Annotated in this window: 13 protein-coding genes; 7 read left to right on the top strand and 6 right to left on the bottom strand. The window is 73.0% G+C overall.

Annotated elements, in window-relative coordinates; genetic code table 11:
- Positions 1-84: 84 nt before the first annotated feature.
- Both ACFQ79_RS26545 and ACFQ79_RS26540 read right to left on the bottom strand, forming a co-directional pair.
- A complete protein-coding gene (locus tag ACFQ79_RS26545; protein ID WP_383587862.1) occupies positions 85-2,478 on the bottom strand; it encodes a helix-hairpin-helix domain-containing protein in 2,394 nt (797 codons plus the stop codon).
- A complete protein-coding gene (locus ACFQ79_RS26540; RefSeq protein ID WP_383587859.1) occupies positions 2,475-3,452 on the bottom strand; it encodes an aldo/keto reductase in 978 nt (325 codons plus the stop codon). Before ACFQ79_RS26540 ends, ACFQ79_RS26545 begins: the two co-directional genes overlap by 4 nt.
- 130 nt (positions 3,453-3,582) lie before the next feature.
- Between ACFQ79_RS26540 and ACFQ79_RS26535 the strand changes: the two genes are divergently transcribed.
- On the top strand, positions 3,583-4,632 hold the full coding sequence (locus ACFQ79_RS26535; protein WP_383587856.1) for an LLM class F420-dependent oxidoreductase: 1,050 nt from the start codon (positions 3,583-3,585) through the stop codon (positions 4,630-4,632).
- Positions 4,633-4,868: 236 nt separating this feature from the next.
- Positions 4,869-5,654 (top strand): ferritin-like domain-containing protein, encoded by a 786-nt coding sequence (locus tag ACFQ79_RS26530; RefSeq protein ID WP_383587874.1) that lies wholly within the window; start codon positions 4,869-4,871, stop codon positions 5,652-5,654.
- Positions 5,655-5,700: 46 nt separating this feature from the next.
- Here the strand turns inward: ACFQ79_RS26530 and ACFQ79_RS26525 are convergent, their stop codons facing one another.
- Positions 5,701-6,693, bottom strand: coding sequence for a magnesium and cobalt transport protein CorA (locus ACFQ79_RS26525; protein ID WP_383587871.1), 993 nt, complete (start codon positions 6,691-6,693; stop codon positions 5,701-5,703).
- A 111-nt stretch (positions 6,694-6,804) separates the two neighbouring features.
- On the opposite strand from ACFQ79_RS26525, the gene ACFQ79_RS26520 reads away from it, so the two are divergent.
- From ACFQ79_RS26520 to ACFQ79_RS26500, 5 genes are all read left to right on the top strand, one after another.
- On the top strand, positions 6,805-7,494 hold the full coding sequence (locus tag ACFQ79_RS26520; protein ID WP_383587852.1) for a histidine phosphatase family protein: 690 nt from the start codon (positions 6,805-6,807) through the stop codon (positions 7,492-7,494).
- 68 nt (positions 7,495-7,562) lie between these two features.
- Positions 7,563-8,153, top strand: a complete 591-nt coding sequence (locus tag ACFQ79_RS26515; RefSeq protein WP_030315944.1) for a DUF3090 domain-containing protein — start codon at positions 7,563-7,565, stop codon at positions 8,151-8,153.
- The gene (locus ACFQ79_RS26510) at positions 8,117-8,956 is read left to right on the top strand and encodes an SCO1664 family protein (RefSeq protein ID WP_383587868.1); all 840 of its coding nucleotides are present in this window, start codon (positions 8,117-8,119) and stop codon (positions 8,954-8,956) included. Before ACFQ79_RS26515 ends, ACFQ79_RS26510 begins: the two co-directional genes overlap by 37 nt.
- Positions 8,957-9,115: 159 nt before the next feature.
- Positions 9,116-10,345, top strand: a complete 1,230-nt coding sequence (gene mshC, locus ACFQ79_RS26505) for a cysteine--1-D-myo-inosityl 2-amino-2-deoxy-alpha-D-glucopyranoside ligase (protein ID WP_383587848.1) — start codon at positions 9,116-9,118, stop codon at positions 10,343-10,345.
- A gap of 116 nt (positions 10,346-10,461) precedes the next feature.
- Positions 10,462-13,542 carry an NPCBM/NEW2 domain-containing protein gene (locus ACFQ79_RS26500; protein ID WP_383587845.1) on the top strand — a complete coding sequence of 1,027 codons (3,081 nt, stop codon included), beginning with the start codon at positions 10,462-10,464 and terminating at the stop codon, positions 13,540-13,542.
- Positions 13,543-13,617: 75 nt separating this feature from the next.
- Here ACFQ79_RS26500 and ACFQ79_RS26495 read toward each other — a convergent pair whose 3' ends face one another.
- The 3 genes from ACFQ79_RS26495 to ACFQ79_RS26485 form a co-directional block, all read right to left on the bottom strand.
- A complete protein-coding gene (locus ACFQ79_RS26495; protein WP_383587841.1) occupies positions 13,618-14,817 on the bottom strand; it encodes a PAC2 family protein in 1,200 nt (399 codons plus the stop codon).
- Between the two features lie 141 nt (positions 14,818-14,958).
- Complete coding sequence (locus ACFQ79_RS26490) at positions 14,959-16,020, bottom strand: LLM class flavin-dependent oxidoreductase (RefSeq protein ID WP_383587838.1); 1,062 nt, start codon at positions 16,018-16,020, stop codon at positions 14,959-14,961.
- A 114-nt stretch (positions 16,021-16,134) separates the two neighbouring features.
- On the bottom strand, positions 16,135-17,739 hold the full coding sequence (locus tag ACFQ79_RS26485; protein ID WP_209493957.1) for a glycerol-3-phosphate dehydrogenase/oxidase: 1,605 nt from the start codon (positions 17,737-17,739) through the stop codon (positions 16,135-16,137).
- Positions 17,740-17,741: the final 2 nt, after the last annotated feature.

Raw genomic sequence — 17,741 nt, 5'->3', positions numbered from 1 at the left:
GGCCGGGACACCGATCGTGGTGTCCCGGCCCTCCGCCGTTCCGCGTCAAGGCCCCTGTTGCCCGGGCCCCTTCGCCCTCCGCCCCTACTCCTCGGGCACGGCGAGCAGCGCCTCCAGGAGCGGCCGCAGGCGCGTCGTGCGCTCCGGGGCCACGCCCTCGGCCACCGCGCGGGGCAGCGCCTGGTCCACGCCGTGCACGACGGACAGATGGCGCTCCGCCCGGCCGAACGCCGTGTACACCCACGGCCTGCTCAGACCCCCGGCGGCGTCGCCCGGCAGCACCACGACCACCGCGGGCCAGCGCAGCCCGGCCGCCTGGTGCGCGGTGAGCGCCCAGCCGTGCCGCAGCGCCGACTCCACGCGCTCCTTCGGTACGAGGAGTTCCTCGTCGCCGCACCGCAGCCGCAGCCCCTCGGAGTCGGCCGACAGGACCGTGCCCGTCACCGTCCGCCCCGGCACGGGCGCGTACGCCACCCGGTCACCGGGGTCGTAGCCGCCGAACCGGCCGGGACCGGGGTTCAGCCGCTGCTTGAGCGCGGTGTTCAACGCGCGCGTACCGGCCGAGCCGCCGTGGCCGACCGTGACGACCTGCGTCTGCTCGGCCGGCACCCCGATCGCCCGCGGCACCGAGTCGGCCACCAGCTGGACGGTACGGTGCACGGCCTCGCCGGCGTCCCGCACCGGGACGATCACGATCTCCTTGCCGGGGGCCTCGACCTGGTTCAGCTCGCCTGCCCCGATGCCCGAGACCAGCTCGCCGAGCGGGCCCGGGTCGGGCACGCGCGAGGCGACCCGCGGGCACACCCGGGCCGCGAGCAGGTCGCCGAAGACCTGACCGGCACCCGGCGCGCCGAGGACGGCGGGGTCGCCGCTCAGCACCAGGCGGCAGCCGTCGGGCAGCGACTCCACGAGCATCGCGGCGGTCTCCACGTCCAGCTGCGGCGCGTCGAGCACCACCAGGAGGTCCAGGGCGAAGGCACCCTCCTCGTCACGGCCGGGACCGGCCGCTCCGGCGAGCAGCGCGGCGATCGTCACCGCGTCCGCCGCCGCGGGGCCGAGCGCGCGCCGCCCGCCGTCCGCGTGGACGGCGACCAGGGTGCGCAGCCCGCGCTCGCGGGCGGCCGCGGCGAGCGCGACCGGCTCCGCGCGGGAGGCCTCGCCGCCCGTGTGCAGGACGAGGCCGTGCGCCCCGGCGGCCCGTTCGAGCTCGGAGCCCTCCCAGGCGTCGGCCGTCGCCGTCTTGACCAGCCGGGCGAGGCCGTCGGCGAGGCTCTCCTCGGCGAGCGCGTACCGGTCGAGCCCGAGCAGCACGGGCGAGGCGGGCTCGTCGGCGGCGGCCTCCGCGGCCCCCGGCGCCTCCTCGTCCTCTTCGGGCTCCTCCTCGGCCGTCTCCTCCTGGAAGACGAGGACCGCGCCCGTGGACACGGCCTCCTCGACGGCCGACCCGGGATCGGGCACCGCGTGTCCGGCGAGGCCGGCGCGCACGGTGTCGATCTCCAGCGCCGTGTGTCCCTGGAGCGCGGCCCGCTCCAGGAGCCACACCGTCAGGGCGACCGTCCGGCGCGGGTCGTCGGGGCCGCAGGCGGCACCGAGCAGCGCCCTGGCGAAGCCGTCGGCCTGCTCGGGGCGGACCCCGGAGACCGCGAGCAGCTGCCAGGGGTCGTCGAGCAGGGCCTGGGCCGCGCCCTCGCCGAGCGCGGCGGCGACCTGCCCGGCCAGCGCCTCGGGGGCGCCGCCCTTGGCCAGGACCTCCCGGACGGCGGCGGTGGTGCCGGCGGCCGGGGCGGGCGCCTGCGCCGGGACGGGGGGCCGCGCCGTCATGGCGGGGGCGGCTTCGGGGGTGGGGCGGCGGGGCGCGGGCTCGGGGGCCTCGTAGAACGCGCTGCCCGAGGCCGCGCCGCCCTCCACGGCCCGGACGGCCGCGAGCAGATCGGCGGCCGTGCCGCTCAGCTTGACGCCGCTCGTCAGGGGCCCTTCCTTCTCGGCCTTGCGCGCCTCGATCTTCGCCCGCAGCTCCCGCTGCGCGGCGAGCTCGGCCTGCGCGTCGCTCAACTCGGGCGTGTCGGAGGCCTTGGCGACGGCGTCGCCGTCCGCGCCGGGCTCCTCGGAGGCTTCGGACGTCCCGGACGTCCCGGACGTCCCGGACGTCCCGGCCGCCTCGGCCGCGGGCTCGGCGGGCTCGGTGTCGGCGGACTCCCGAGACGCGTCGGCCGCATCGGGCCCTGCCGGCTCCTCCGGCGCGTCGTCCGTGGCGGGCTCGTCCGACTCCCCGGACGCGGCGGGCTCCTGAGCCGTCGTGGGCTCCTCGGCGGGCGACGGCTCCTCGCCGGTCGCGGGCCCCTCGGCCGAAGCCGACTCCTCGGCCGCCCCCGGCTCCTCCGGCTCGGCGGCTCCCTGCCGAACGTCCTCCTGGACGTCCTCGGTGGGTGCCACGTCCTCGGGTGCCTCGGGCGCGGTCTCCCCGGAAGGCTCGGTCACAAGGTGCTCCAGTCGTGATCCGGATAGTGGTGCACGGGCGCCGACACATCGTCCAGCGCCCGACAGATCTCGTCAGGAAGACTAAGGGTCTCCACCGACAACGCGGCCGCGAGCTGGCGCGCCGTGCGCGCGCCGACGATCGGCGCGGTCACCCCGGGCCGGTCGCGGACCCAGGCGAGCGCCACGTGCAGCGGGGTCGTCGCGAGGCCGTCGGCGGCCGTCGTGACCGCGTCCACGATCCGGCTCGCGGCATCGTCCAGGTAGGGCTCGACGAACGGCGCCATCGTCTCCGAGGCGCCGCGCGAGTCGGACGGGGTCCCACCGCGGTACTTGCCCGTCAGGACTCCGCGTCCCAGCGGGGAGGAGGGCAGCAGGCCTATCCCGAGGTCCTGCGCCGCCGGCAGGACCTCGCGCTCCACGCCCCGCTGGAGCAGCGAGTACTCCAGCTGCGCGCCCGCGAGCCGGGTCCGGTCCCCGCCGAGCTGCCAGGTGCCGGCCTTGGCCAGCTGCCAGCCGCAGAAGTTCGCCACGCCCGCGTACCGCGCGCGTCCGCTGCGTACCGCGATGTCGAGCGCCTGGAGCGACTCCTCCAGCGGCGTGTACGGATCGAAGGCGTGCAGCTGCCACAGGTCCACGTGGTCCGTGCCGAGCCGGGCGAGGGAGGCGTCGAGCGCGGCGAGCAGATGCCCGCGCGAGCCGTCCGTACGCCGGTCGGGGTCCGGCACGCTGCCCGCCTTGGTCGACAGGACCAGGTCCTGCCGGGACACGAGCCGCTCCATGAGACGGCCGAGCAGATACTCCGCCTCGCCCCCGCCGTACACGTCGGCGGTGTCCACGAGCGTGCCGCCCGCGTCCCAGAACGACTTCAACTGCTCGGCGGCGTCGTGCTCGTCGGTGTCCCGGCCCCAGGTGAGGGTGCCGAGTCCGATGCGCGACACACGCAGGCCCGTACGTCCGAGATGCCTCTGCTCCATGGGCGCGAGATTACTGGCCAGGGCACCACGCGGAGAGAGCCTGTGGACAACCACGTCCTGTCGGATGCCCCGACCGCGCGCTAGAGTCCCGCCCACAAGAACGTTACCGATGGGTAAGGGGTGCGTGGACATGCGGCTCGGCATCAACCTCGGCTACTGGGGTGCGGGCATGGACGGCGACAACCTCGCCGTCGCCCAGGAGGCGGACCGCCTCGGCTACGACGTCTGCTGGGCCGCCGAGGCCTACGGCTCCGACGCGCCCACCGTGCTCGCCTGGGTCGCGGCGAAGACGGAGCGGATCGACGTCGGCTCCGCGATCATGCAGATCCCGGCCCGGCAGCCCGCGATGACGGCCATGACCGCCGCCACCCTCGACTCGCTCACCGGCGGCCGGTTCCGCCTCGGCCTCGGCGTCTCGGGACCGCAGGTCTCCGAGGGCTGGTACGGCGTGAAGTTCGACAAGCCGCTGGCCAGGACCCGCGAGTACGTCGAGATCGTCCGCAAGGCGATGACCCGGGAGCGCCTCAGCTACGACGGCGAGCACTGGACCCTGCCGCTCCCCGGCGGCCCCGGCAAGCCGATCAAGCTCACCGTGCACCCGGAGCGCGAGCACATCCCGCTCTACATCGCCGCGATCGGCCCCAAGAACCTGGAGCAGACCGGCGAGATCGCCGACGGGGCCCTGCTGATCTTCCCCTCCGCCGCCCACCTGGAGGAGACCGCGCTCCGGCACATCCGCGCGGGCCGCGAGAAGGCCGGTCTGACGATGGACGGCTTCGACGTCTGTCCCACCGTGCCGCTCGCCCTGGGGGACGACGTCGACGCCCTCGCCGACGTGTTCCGCCCGTACACCGCGCTGTACGTCGGCGGCATGGGCAGCCGCAAGCAGAACTTCTACAACCAGCTCGCGCAGCGCATGGGCTACGAGAAGGAGGCCGCCGAGATCCAGGACAAGTACCTGGCCGGTGACAAGGCGGGTGCCGCCGCGGCCGTACCGCAGAGCCTGATCGACCAGACCTCGCTGCTCGGTTCCGTCGAGCGGATCGCCGAGCGGATGACGGCCTACGCGGAGGCCGGCGTCACCACCCTCACCCTCGCCCCGGCCGGCTTCACCCTGGACGAGCGGCTGGCCGCGCTGCGGGCGGGCGTCGAGGCGATGGAGCGCGCCGGACTGGCGTGACCCCGAGGGGGCGCCGCCCCGGAAGAGGTTCTGCGGCCGTGGTGGGGGCTCGGGGGTCTTCCCCGCCACGGCCGTCACGCTGCACAACGGCTTCACGCGGCCCTCGGTTACGCCCTCGGGACTCACTCTTTCGGCCGAGCCCCCCGGCCCTCCTGTTGCCCCTCGCCGCGTACCGCACTTGACTCGTTGTCCCGGGGGCCGGACGGAGTGCGGACATGCGCACGGAGGTGGCGGCGATGCTCACGGCCAAGGGCCTGTTCCAGGAAATCATCGACAACGACGAGTCCTTCGCGCTCTTCTGCTCGATCGCGGCGAGCGGAGAGTCACAGGGCGGCTGGGAGAACGCCCGGATCGCGGCGCTCGTCGCCCCCGGCATGAGGGATCTCACCCCCAAGATCACCCGGCACGGCGCCGACGAGGACAAGCACGGCCGGATCTTCAACGCGCTGATGAAGAAGCGCGGCCTCGAACCCGTCCCGGTGCCGCCCGACACCGACTACACGATGCTGCTCGAACAGCGCGGCATCGGCCTCGCGCACGACAAGCTGCGCCGCGACGAGCCGCTGAGCGAGCAGGACATCATCGTCTACCTCGCCCACAGCCGGGTCACCGAGCAGCGGGCCGCCGACCAGATGGACATGCTGGTCACCTACTTCGGGAACCACCCCGAACTCGGCAAGGCCATCCACATGATCGACAACGACGAGGCGAACCACCTCGCTTACTGCCACGAGGAACTGCTGCGCCTCGCGCGCGCCGGACACGGCCGGCTCATCCAGCGGACCCTGCGCGAGTCCGCCCTCGTCGAGATCCAGGTCTACCGCGACGTCAGCCTCGCCGTGATGGGGCACATGGGCCGGATCCTGCACTGGCCCAGGCCCAAGGCAGCCGTCCTCGCCGCCGGTATCCGCGGGATGTACGCGTACGAGCGCGCCGCGGGCTGGCACCGGATGGTCGGTCTGAAGATGCCCGAGCGACTCGACGCCCTCGGCGGGCCCGCGACCCCCGCGCCGGCCTTCTGACCCGCGCCGGGGCGACCGCCGGGCCGCGGAGGGCGGGCCGGCGGGCTCACATCCAGCCGCGCCGCTTGAACATCCGGTACAGGGTGAGGACGATGCCGGCCATCGCGACGAGCACCACCGGGTACGACCCCACCCAGCGCAGCTCCGGCATGTGGTCGAAGTTCATGCCGTAGATGCCCGCGACCATCGTGGGGACGGCGGCCATGGCCGCCCACGCCGAGATCTTCCGCATGTCGTCGTTCTGCCGCACCCCCATCTGCGCGAGATGGGCCGACAGCACGTCGGACAGGAGCCGGTCCAGCCCCTCCACCTGCTCGTTGGCCCGCAGCAGATGGTCGTTGACGTCCCGGAAGAAGGGCTGCGACCGCTCGTTCACGAAGGGCACCGAACCGCCCGTCAGCCGGGCCATCGGTCCGGCGAGCGGACCGCTGGCCCGGCGGAACTCCAGGACCTGCCGCTTCGCCGTGTAGATCCGCGCCGCCGTGTTCGCGGGATTGCCGCCGGCCGGCGCGAAGACGTCCGCCTCCAGCTCCTCCAGGTCCACCTGGAGCTCGCCCGCCACATCGAGGTAGTGGTCCACGATCGCGTCGCTCACGGCGTACAGCACCGCCGTCGGCCCGTGCTTCAGGACCTCCGGGTCGGCTTCGAGCCGCCGGCGCACCTGTGCGAGCGGCGAGGCCTCGCCGTGCCGGACCGTCACCACGAAGGAGTCGCCGATGAACAGCATGAGCTCGCCCGAGGAGACCCGGTCGCTCTCCGGCTCGTAGTCGACCGGCTTGAGCACCGCGAACAGCGAGTCGTCGTAGACCTCCAGCTTGGGCCGTTGGTGAGCCTTCAGGGCGTCCTCGACGGCCAGCGGGTGCAGCGCGAACTCCGAGGCGACATGGTCGAATTCCGCTTCAGTGGGTTCGTAGAGCCCCACCCAGAGAAAGGCGCCCCCGGTGGCCCGCGCCTCGTCGAGCGCGTCGGAGAGGTCGGCGGGGCCGTCCGTACGGCGCCCGTCCCGGTAGATGGCTGAGTCCACGATCACGCGCCGTATTCTCCATCGAACGGCCTCGCGACGCACGCGTGGATGCGCCCGGGGCCCCGGGACCGGCCCCGGGAGGCCGGACCCCCCGGACACCTGCGGGCACCGCCTAGGCTGGCCGCCATGGCCACGCTGATCCTCGTCCGGCACGGACGCTCCACCGCCAACACCTCCGGGGTCCTCGCCGGGCGCACCCCCGGGATCTCCCTCGACGAGCGGGGCGCCGCGCAGGCGGCCGCGCTCCCCGGGCGCCTGGCGGACGTCCCGCTCGCCGCCGTCGTCTCCAGCCCGCTCCAGCGCTGCCGGGAGACCGTACGACCCCTCCTCGACGCCCGCCCGGACCTCCCGCTGCACGTCGAGGACCGGATCAACGAGTGCGACTACGGCGACTGGTCCGGCCGGAAGCTGGCCGAGCTCAACGACGAACCCCTGATGGAGGTCGTCCAGGCGCACGCCTCCGCCGCGGCCTTCCCCGGCGGCGAGTCCATGCGCGCGATGCAGGCCCGGGCCGTCGACGCCGTGCAGGACTGGAACGCGCGGATCGAGGCCGAGCACGGCGAGGACGCCGCCTACGTCATGTGCTCGCACGGCGACATCGTCAAGTCGGTCGTGGCGGACGCGCTCGGCCTCCACCTCGACCTCTTCCAGCGCATCCACGTCGACCCGTGCTCGGTCACCGTCATCCGCTACACGCGCCTGCGTCCCTTCCTCGTCCGCCTCGGCGACACCGGGGACTTCGCCGGCTTCGCCCCCCGCGAGCACCCCGACAGCAGCGGGACCGCTGAGGTCGGGGGTGGTGCGGGCGCACCGTGATCCCCTCGCGCAGTAGGGTGGACGCGCCGCCGTAGTACGACTGTCGAGACGCAAGGGAGCCGGGAAACGTGTCCCGTCAGGTGTTCCTCTACGACCCACCGGAGCGTTTCGTGGCCGGTACGGTCGGGCTGCCTGGCCGCCGTACGTTCTTCCTCCAGGCGTCCGCCGCCGGCCGGGTCACCAGCGTCGCCCTGGAGAAGACCCAGGTCGCCGCGCTCGCCGAGCGCATGGACGAACTCCTCGACGAGGTCGTCCGCCGCACCGGGGGCAACGCCCCGGTGCCCGCCGTCGCACCCGCCGAGGTCGCCGACACCGCCCCCCTCGACGTACCCGTCGAGGAGGAGTTCCGGGTCGGCACCATGGCGCTCGCCTGGGACGGCGAGGAGCAGCGCATGATCGTCGAGGCGCAGGCGCTCGTCGAACTCGACGTGGAGTCCGAGGAGGACCTCGCCGAGGCCGAGGAGCGGCTGCTCCAGGACGAGGAGAACGGCCCGCCGATGCTCCGGGTCCGTCTCAGCGGCGCCCAGGCCCGTGCCTTCGCGAAGCGGGCCCTGGACGTCGTCAACGCCGGTCGTCCGCCGTGCCCGCTGTGCAGCCTGCCGCTCGACCCCGAGGGCCATGTCTGCCCGCGCCAGAACGGATACCGCCGCGGAGCATGAGCAGCAGCCCCCCGACGCCGCCCGACGCCGAGCTGCTCGCCCACGGTGAGCTGACCGTGCGCGGCCGGGTCCGCGAGGCCTCCAACGCCGTGCTCTACTGCTCCGTCGCGTACGAAGGACGGGAAGCGGCCTGCGTCTACAAGCCGGTCGCGGGGGAGCAGCCGCTGTGGGACTTCCCCGACGGCACGCTCGCCCAGCGGGAGGTCGCCGCGTACGAGATCTCCGAGGCCACCGGCTGGGGCCTGGTCCCGCCGACCGTGCTCCGCGACGGTCCGTACGGGGAGGGCATGGTCCAGCTGTGGATCGAGGCCGATCCCGAGACGCGTCTGCTCGCCCTGACCGATGACGACGAGGCGGGCGAGGGCTGGAAGGCCGTCGGTCCCGCCCAGGTCGACGAGGACCGCACCGCGCTCCTCGTCCACGCGGACACCCCCGACCTGCGGCGGCTCGCCGTCCTGGACGCCGTCATCAACAACGGCGACCGCAAGGGAGGCCACCTGCTGCCCGCCCCGGGCGGACAGCTCTACGGCATCGACCACGGGGTCACCTTCCACGTCGACGACAAGCTGCGCACCCTCCTGTGGGGCTGGGCGGGCGAGGAGCTGCCCGCGGAGGCGGCCGGGGTGCTCGACGCCCTCGGCCGCTCCCTGGCCCCCGGAGAGCCGCTCGCCGCCCGTCTGGCGGAACTGCTCACGGATGCCGAGGTGGCGGCCGTACGCGCCCGCGTGGAGGCGATGCGGGCCACGGGGCGGCACCCGGAGCCCTCGGGCCAGTGGCCGGCGATCCCCTGGCCGCCCGTCTGACGGGACCGAAAGGTTTCGGCCATCCCCTGTGCACGGCCTCTCGGGGCCGTGCACCCCTGGGGGGTATGCACGCAGGCCTCCGACCCGCAAGAGCGCCTAATAGGTCAAGATCCCGGATCCGGTTCGTATCCGGAACACCTGTCCGGTTACGCTCGGGTCATGCATGCCTGGCCCGCTTCTGAGGTCCCCGCCCTTCCCGGCAAGGGCCGCGACCTCCGGATCCACGACACCGCGACCGGCGGACGAGTGACCCTCGCCCCCGGCCCCGTCGCCCGTATCTACGTCTGCGGCATCACGCCGTACGACGCGACCCACATGGGTCACGCGGCGACCTACAACGCGTTCGACCTCGTTCAGCGCGTGTGGCTCGACACCAAGCGGCAGGTGCACTACGTCCAGAACGTCACGGACGTGGACGACCCGCTCCTGGAGCGCGCGATCCGCGACGGCATCGACTGGGTCGGCCTCGCCGAGCGGGAGACCGCCCTCTTCCGCGAGGACATGACCGCCCTGCGGATGCTGCCCCCGCAGCACTACATCGGCGCGGTCGAAGCCATACCCGGCATCGTCCCGCTCGTCGAGCGCCTCCGGGACTCCGGAGCCGCCTACGAGCTCGAAGGAGACATCTACTTCTCCGTCGACGCCGACCCGCACTTCGGGCAGGTCTCGAACTACACCACCGAGCTGATGCGCCACCTCTCCGCCGAGCGCGGCGGGGACCCGGACCGTCCGGGCAAGAAGAACCCGCTCGACCCGATGCTCTGGATGGCCGCCCGTGAGGGCGAGCCGAGCTGGGACGGCGCGAGCCTCGGCGCCGGCCGCCCCGGCTGGCACATCGAGTGTGTCGCCATCGCCCTCGACCACCTGGGCATGGGCTTCGACGTGCAGGGCGGCGGCTCCGACCTGATCTTCCCGCACCACGAGATGGGCGCCTCCCACGCCCAGACGCTCACCGGCGAGTTCCCCATGGCGAAGGCGTACGTCCACGCCGGCATGGTCGCCCTCGACGGCGAGAAGATGTCCAAGTCCCGGGGAAACCTGGTCTTCGTCTCGAAGCTCCGCCGCGACGGCGTCGACCCGGCCGCCATCCGGCTCGCGCTGCTCTCCCACCGCTACCGCGACGACTGGGAGTGGACCGACCAGATCCTCAGGGACGCCGTGGAGCGCCTCGGCCGGTGGCGCGCCGCCGTGTCGCGCCCCGACGGCCCGTCCGCCGACGCGCTCGTCGAGGAGCTCCGCGAGGCCCTCTCCGACGACCTCGACACACCCACCGCGCTCGCCGCGGTCGACCGCTGGGCCGAGCTCCAGGCGGCCGAGGGCGGCACCGACGATTCCGCACCCGGTCTCGTCTCCCGAGCTGTCGACGCACTGCTCGGTGTGGCCCTGTAACGAGCAGGACCGCACAACTCTCTTTCAGGCAACCGCCCTTGGACTTCTCGCCGAAGTCCGAGGGCGGTTCCGTTTTGTCCTGGCGGGAATGCTCGTTCCTGCGCTAAATAACCTCCATGCAATCATCATCACGCATGAAAGTTGCACTTGCCGGAGCCGTCCTCGGGCTCCTCGCGGCCCTCGCGGGACCCGGCACCACCGCGTCGGCCCTCCCCACGGACCGCGCCGACAAGGCCGACACCACGGCACAGGAACCCGACACCACGGTCGGCGACCTCACCGGGTTCGCCGCCTCCGGATCCGTCTACCGGCTGACCGCCGGCCAGGCCCGGGCCCGGGTCAGCTTCGTCACCGCCGACACCTTCCGCATCGAACTCGCCCCCGACGGCACGTTCGCCGACCCCACCGGCAGCGACATCACGCTGCCCCAGGGCCCGCCCCCTGCCACCCGATGGCGCGACCTGGGCGACCGCTACGAACTGAGCAGCGCCAAGGTGACCCTGCGCGCCTACAAGTCACCGCTCCGCTTCGCCGCCCTGCGCGCCGACGGCACCCCGCTCTGGAGCGAGTCCCGCGGCCTCAGCTGGACCGCGGACCGCACCACCCAGACCCTCGCCCGCGGCGCCACCGAACAGTTCTACGGCGCCGGCATGCAGAACGGCCGCGGCAACACCTCCCACCGCGACAAGACCGTCGAGGTCGGCGTCGACTACAACTGGAACGACGGCGGCCACCCCAACTCCGTCCCGTTCTACCTCTCCTCCGCCGGATACGGCGTCTACCGCAACACCTACGCCTTCACCGAGCCCGTCACCACCAGCGCCAAGGAACGGCGCTTCGACGCCTACTACTTCGCCGGCACCGGCGGCGACGCCGCCAAGGACGTCATCGGCCAGTACACCCGGCTCACCGGCAAGCCCTTCCTGCCGCCCGTGTACGGCCTGGAGATCGGCGACGCCGACTGCTACCTCCACAACGCCAACCGGGGCGAGCGCCGCACCCTCGACGCCCTGAAGGTCGCCGACGGCTACGTCGAGAACGACATGCCCAACGGCTGGATGCTCGTCAACGACGGCTACGGCTGCGGCTACGAGAACCTCGCCGAGGCCTCCGCCGGACTCGGCGAGCGCGGCATGAAGCTCGGCCTGTGGACCGAGGACGGCATCGACAAGCTCGAAGAGCAGGTCAAGGCCGGCCAGCGGGTCGCCAAGCTCGACGTCGCCTGGGTCGGCGAGGGCTACAAGTTCGCCCTCGACGGCTGCAAGGACGCCCACGCCGGCATCGAGGCCCACAGCGACGCCCGCGGCTTCACCTGGGCCCCCGAGAGCTGGTCCGGCGCCCAGCGCTGCGGCGTCCAGTGGTCCGGCGACCAGTCCGGCACCTGGGAGTACATCCGCTGGCAGATCCCGACCTACGCGGGCGCGTCCATGTCCGGACTCGCCTACACCACCGGTGACGTCGACGGCATCTTCGGCGGCAGCGCCAAGACCTACACGCGCGACCTGCAGTGGAAGACCTTCCTTCCGGTCACCATGACCATGGACGGCTGGGCCGCCAGCGACAAGCAGCCCTTCCGCTACGGCGAGCCCTACACCAGCATCAACCGCGCCTCCCTGAAGCTCCACGAGGCCCTGCTCCCGTACATCTACAGCCACGCCCACCAGGCCACGAAGACCGGTGTCGGCCTCGCCCGGCCGCTCGCCCTGGAGTACCCGGACGACCCCAAGGCCGCCACCGACGCCGCCAAGTACGAGTTCCTCAGCGGCGAGGACTTCCTGGTCGCCCCCGTCTACCAGGACGCCGTGGAACGCGACGGCATCTACCTCCCCAAGGGCACCTGGATCGACTACTGGAGCGGCCGCACCTACGAAGGCCCCGTCACCGTCGACGACTACAGCGCCCCGCTCGACACCCTGCCCCTCTTCGTACGGGCCGGGGCGACCGTCCCGATGTGGCCCGGCGACATCCGCTCGTACACGGACCGCGCCCCCGGCGACCCGATCGCCTGGGACGTCTACCCCAAGGGCAGCTCTTCCTTCGAGCTGTACGAGGACGACGGCGTCACCCGCGAACACCGCACCGGCCGGTACGCCACCCAGCGCGTCGAGGTCCGTGCCCCGCAGCGCGGCGCCGGCGACGTCACCGTCCGCATCGGAGCGAGCAAGGGCACGTACACCGGCAAGGCGGCCGCCCGGCCGTACGCCTTCACGGTCCACACCGGCGACGCCCCCGGCGACGTCCGGCTCGACGGACGCAGGCTGCCCGCCCTCACCTCCCGCGCCGCCTTCGACGCGGCCTCCCAGGGCTGGTGGTACGACCGCGACGAGCGCGGGGGAGTGGTCCGCGTCAAGACCGCCGCCCTCTCCACCGCCCGCGACTTCGAGCTGCGACTGAGCGACACCAGCGCGGTCGGCGGCGCCGTACCGGGCGCCTCCGCCACCCTCGCCGTCCCCACGGCGCAGGAGCTCGGCGCCGGAGCGCCCGGCACCGTCGCCGTGGACGTCACCGCCGGCGTCCGGGACGCCACCGACGTACGGGTCTCCCTGGCCGCCCCGGCCGGCTGGCAGGTCACCCCGGCCGCGCCGATCGACCGTGTCCCGGCCGGAACCACCCGCCGGGTCGAGGTCACCGTCACCCCCGCCCCGGACGCCGAGCCCGGCGAGGCCACCCTCACCGCCACCGCCCGGCACCGCGCCGCGGGCACCGACCGCACCGCCACCCAGCGGTTCGCGGTCGGCGTGATGCCCCCGCCGCCCACCGGCGACGCCTGGGCGAGCGACCTCGTCTGGCTGCGCTCCACCAACGGCTGGGGCCCGCCCGAACGCGACCGCTCCAACGGCGAGTCCGGCGCCGCCGACGGCCGGACCCTCACCCTGGCCGGCACGACCTACGAGAAGGGCATCGGCGCCCACGCCGACTCCGACATCGAGGTCTACCTCGGCGGCCGCTGCACCACCTTCACCGCCGACGTCGGCATCGACGACGAGATCAACGGCTACGGCGACGTGGCCTTCTCCGTCGAGGCCGACGGCAAGGTCCTGTGGCACTCGCCCCGGCTCACCGGCGCCTCCGCGACCCTGCCCGTGAACGTCGACGTGACCGGGGCGCGGCACGTCCGGCTGCGGATCACGGACACCAACGGGTCCAAGAGCGGCGACCACGGGGACTGGGCGGCGGCCCGGTTCGGCTGCGCCTGACGCGTGAGCACCTGACACACGAACGGGAGGGGCGCCCTCGGGCACCCCTCCCGTTCCTTCCGCTCCGCGGAACCGCTACTTCTCGGACTCGCCGTCCACGTCAGGCGAACCGTCCAGGTCAGGCGAACCGTCGGCTTCAGGCGAACCGTCCACGTCGGGCGAACCGCCGGCGCCAGGCGATCCGTCCGCGTCCGAAGGCCCGCCGACGTCCGGCGACCCGTCCGCGGGGCTCTCGACGGATCCCTCGGCGGATCCCCCGGTGGACCCCTCCGTGCCCTCGGGTCCTTCGGGCTCCCCGGCGGCCTCCGCGCCCGGGACCGCCTCCGGTCCCGGCTGCTCCGGCTTCGGAGGACGCGTACGGCCGCTGCCGGTGTCCCGGAGGAACGGCGTGTCGCCGCCCTCCATCGCCACCCCGGGCCCACCAGGACCCGTGCCCGGCTCGCGCCGCCGCAGATACCGCTCGAACTCGCGGGCGATCGCCTCGCCCGAGGCCTCCGGCAGCTCCGCCGTGTCCCGGGCCTCCTCGAGGGTCTGCACGTACTCGGCGACCTCGCTGTCCTCGGCGGCCAGCTGGTCCACGCCCACCTGCCAGGCCCGCGCGTCCTCGGGCAGCTCGCCCAGCGGGATGCGCAGCCCGATCAGGTCCTCGAGCCGGTTGAGCAGCGCCAGGGTCGCCTTCGGGTTCGGCGGCTGCGACACGTAGTGCGGCACCGCGGCCCACAGGCTCACCGCCGGCACGCCCGCGTGGGTGCACGCCTCCTGGAGGATGCCCACGATGCCCGTCGGGCCCTCGTACCGGGTCTCCTCCAGGTCCATCGTGCGCGCCAGGTCCGGGTCGGAGGTCACACCGCTGACCGGGACCGGCCGGGTGTGCGGGGTGTCCCCGAGCAGCGCGCCCAGGATCACGACCATCTCCACGCCCAGCTCGTGGGCGAAGGCGAGGATCTCGTTGCAGAAGGAGCGCCAGCGCATCGAGGGCTCGATCCCGCGCACCAGCACCAGGTCACGGGGTTTCTCGCCGCCGACCCGGACCACGGAGAGCCGGGTCGTCGGCCAGGTGATCTTCCGGACGCCGTTGTCCAGGAAGACCGTGGGCCGGTTGACCTGGAAGTCGTAGTAGTCCTCGGCGTCGAGTGCCGCGAAGACCTCGCCCTTCCATTCCCGGTCCAGATGGGCGACCGCGGTGGAGGCGGCGTCGCCGGCGTCGTTCCAGCCTTCGAACGCGGCCACCATGACCGGGTCGATCAGCTCGGGTACCCCCTCGAGCTCGATCACCCAGCGCCTCCTTTTCGAAGTTCCTGTCGTACGGACCAACCTTACGGCTTTCTCCAGGTCCGTCCGCAGCCCCCGGACATCCCCGAAAACCCGTGCGGCCTTGATCGACTACCCAGGAACTCGCCTCCGCACACGGCGGTCTCACTCCTCCCAGAGGGTGCTCGGCGCCTCCCTCCGGACCACCGGCGCGATCTCCTCGGCGAAGCGCTGGAGCGTCTCGATCTGCTCGGCCGTCGACTGGCCGAAGGTGTCGACCGTGACGGACTGCAGGTCGTGCCCGTAGTGGGCGTGGTAGCCGAGGATCTTGTCGATGATCCGCTGCGGGGAGCCGATCAGCTGGGGGCCGTCCGCGACGGCGTCCTCGATCGTGCGGAACGGGGTGTTGTAGCCGGCCTTGCCCTCCAGATGCGGCTTGAAGCTCTGCCGCACCTTCGCCTCGTACAGGTCCTTGTAGCGGGCGATCGCCTCCTTGGTGGTGTCGGCGATGAGCAGGCCGCCGGAACCGGCCGCCACGCGCGCGTGCGCCGGGTCGTGCCCGTACTCCTCGAACTTCTCCCGGTAGTGGGCGATGAGGCGCGCGTACGCCTCGCGGGGCTGGATCGCGTTGGCGGTGAAGAGCGGATCGCCGTGCTTCGCCGCGAGCTCGGGGGAGTTGAGGCTGGTGGCCGAGCCGTGCCAGATGCGGGGCGGTCCCGCGTACGGACGCGGGACCGTGGTGACGTTCTTCAGCGCGGGCCGGAACTCGCCCTCCCAGTCCACGCCCTCCTCCGTCCAGAGCCGCCGGAGCAGCTCGTACTTCTCCTTCTGGAGGTCCCACTGCCGCTCCTCGTCCAGGCCGAAGAGGTCGAAGTGGCCGGCCTCCGCGCCCTTGCCGACGACGAGTTCGATCCGGCCGCGGGAGAGCTGGTCGAGGGTGGCGTAGTCCTCAGCGACCCGGACCGGGTCGAGGATCGCGACGACGGTGACACCGGTGAGCAGCCTGATCCGGGTGGTGCGGGCGGCGAGCGCGGCGAGCAGCACGGTGGGGGCGGAGGAGAGGAAGGGGCCGGCGTGCCGCTCGCCGACGGCGTACGCGTCGAAGCCGAGCCGCTCGGCCGTCTCGCCGAGCGTGACGACCTGCTCCAACCGGTCGGCGGCGGACAGGAGTTCGCCGGTGAGCGGGTGCGGGGAGTGGTGGACGATCGAGAGCACCTGGAATTTCATGCGCTCCACTCTGCGCGCCGAGTGTTGCGGCGGTGTGGACGGCGTGTGGCACGCCTCAGGGGCGGCCCTCCGGAGAGGAACCGCCCCTGTGCGTACGGGAGTCGACTCCCGGTGCTACTTGTTCAGCATCTTCTCGACGTCCGCGCGGATCTCGTCCGTCGCGAGACCGCGGATGGTCAGGGTCGTGCGGCGGCGCAGCACGTCGTCCGCCGTCTCGGCCCACTCGTGGTCGCGGGCGTAGGCGACCTGCGCCCAGATCTCCGGCGCGTCCGGGTGTATGCGGCGCGCCAGCTCCGGGTTCTCGTTCGCCATGCGGGCGATGTCGAAGGAGAGCGAGCCGTAGTGGGTCGCCAGGTGCTTGGCGGTGTCGGCGGCCATCCGCGGGCCGGGCGCCGGACCGTCGACGAGCAGCCGGTGCGCGACGGCGTTCGGGTTGGCGATGCCGGGCAGCGGCAGCCGCTTCGGCAGCGTCGACACCGACTCGTAGTCCTCGCCCAGCGGGTGCCCGGGGAGCTGCTCCAGCTTCTTCATCACCGTACGGCCGATGTGGCGGAAGGTGGTCCACTTGCCGCCGGCCACCGACAGCATGCCGCCGCGGCCCTCGGTGACGACCGTCTCGCGCTTGGCCTTCGAGGTGTCGCCGGGACCGCCGGGGAGCACCCGCAGACCGGCGAAGGCGTAGGTGATCAGATCGCGCGACAGCTGCTGGTCGCGGATGGAGAAGGCGGCCTCGTCCAGGATCTGGGCGGTGTCCTTCTCGGTGACCTCGACCTGGCCGGGGTCGCCCTCGTACTCCTCGTCGGTGGTGCCGAGGAGCAGCATGTCCTCCCAGGGGAGGGCGAAGGTGATGCGGTACTTGTCGATCGGGGTGGCCAGGGCGGCCTTCCACGGCGAGGTCCGCTTGAGGACCAGGTGCGCGCCCTTGGAGAGGCGGATGGAGGGGGCCGCGTTGGGGTCCTCCATCCTGCGCAGGTGGTCGACCCACGGGCCGGTGGCGTTGAGCACGAGGCGGGCGGTGACACCGAACTCGTCGCCGCTGGTGCGGTCCTTGAGCTCGGCGCCGGTGACCCGGCCCTTGGTGAAGCGCAGCCCGGTGACCTCGGCGTGGTTGAGGACGGTGGCGCCGGCGTCGACGGCGGCGCGGACCGTCATCAGCGCCATGCGGGCGTCGTTCATCTGGTCGTCGCCGTAGACGGCCACGGCCTTGAGGTTGTCGGTGCGCAGCTCCGGCACGTCCTGCGCGGCCTTGGCGGGGGAGAGCAGGTGTCCGACGCCGTCGCCGAACGCCGAGAGGGCGCTGTACGCGAAGACACCGGCGCCGAGCTTGGCCGCGCCGTGCGGGCCGCCCTTGTAGACGGGCAGGTAGAAGGTGAGGGGGTTGGCGAGGTGCGGTGCCACCTGACGGGAGACCGCACGCCGCTCGAAGTGGTTCTCCGCGACCAGCTTCACCGCGCCGGTCTGCAGGTAGCGCAGACCGCCGTGGAGCAGCTTCGAGGAGGCGGAGGAGGTGGCGCCGGCGAAGTCGCCGGCGTCCACCAGGGCCACCCGCAGGCCCGACTGCGCGGCGTGCCAGGCGGTGGAGATGCCCAGGATTCCGCCGCCGATCACCAGGAGGTCGTACGTCGCCTTGGAAAGCTGGTCCCGGGTCTCGGCGCGGCTCGGGAGGGAGCCGGACGCCGGGTGCGTCCCAAGGGCAGGGACGCTCTGCAGGGTGGTCATGT

The organism is Streptomyces sp. NPDC056480, from assembly GCF_042795405.1.
In the GTDB taxonomy this organism is placed as follows: domain Bacteria; phylum Actinomycetota; class Actinomycetes; order Streptomycetales; family Streptomycetaceae; genus Streptomyces.
The sequence above is the reverse complement of the archived record's forward strand: the minus strand, read 5'-3'. Positions and strand labels throughout refer to the sequence as shown.

Excerpts from the sequence above, each read along its gene's own strand:
- ACFQ79_RS26490 (WP_383587838.1), bottom strand. The coding sequence starts at position 16,020 with ATGAAATTCCAGGTGCTCTCGATCGTCCACCACTCCCCGCACCCGCTC.
- ACFQ79_RS26500 (WP_383587845.1), top strand. The coding sequence starts at position 10,462 with ATGCAATCATCATCACGCATGAAAGTTGCACTTGCCGGAGCCGTCCTC.
- ACFQ79_RS26485 (WP_209493957.1), bottom strand. The coding sequence starts at position 17,739 with ATGACCACCCTGCAGAGCGTCCCTGCCCTTGGGACGCACCCGGCGTCC.
- ACFQ79_RS26540 (WP_383587859.1), bottom strand. The coding sequence starts at position 3,452 with ATGGAGCAGAGGCATCTCGGACGTACGGGCCTGCGTGTGTCGCGCATC.
- ACFQ79_RS26535 (WP_383587856.1), top strand. The coding sequence starts at position 3,583 with ATGCGGCTCGGCATCAACCTCGGCTACTGGGGTGCGGGCATGGACGGC.
- mshC (WP_383587848.1), top strand. The coding sequence starts at position 9,116 with ATGCATGCCTGGCCCGCTTCTGAGGTCCCCGCCCTTCCCGGCAAGGGC.
- ACFQ79_RS26530 (WP_383587874.1), top strand. The coding sequence starts at position 4,869 with ATGCTCACGGCCAAGGGCCTGTTCCAGGAAATCATCGACAACGACGAG.
- ACFQ79_RS26520 (WP_383587852.1), top strand. The coding sequence starts at position 6,805 with ATGGCCACGCTGATCCTCGTCCGGCACGGACGCTCCACCGCCAACACC.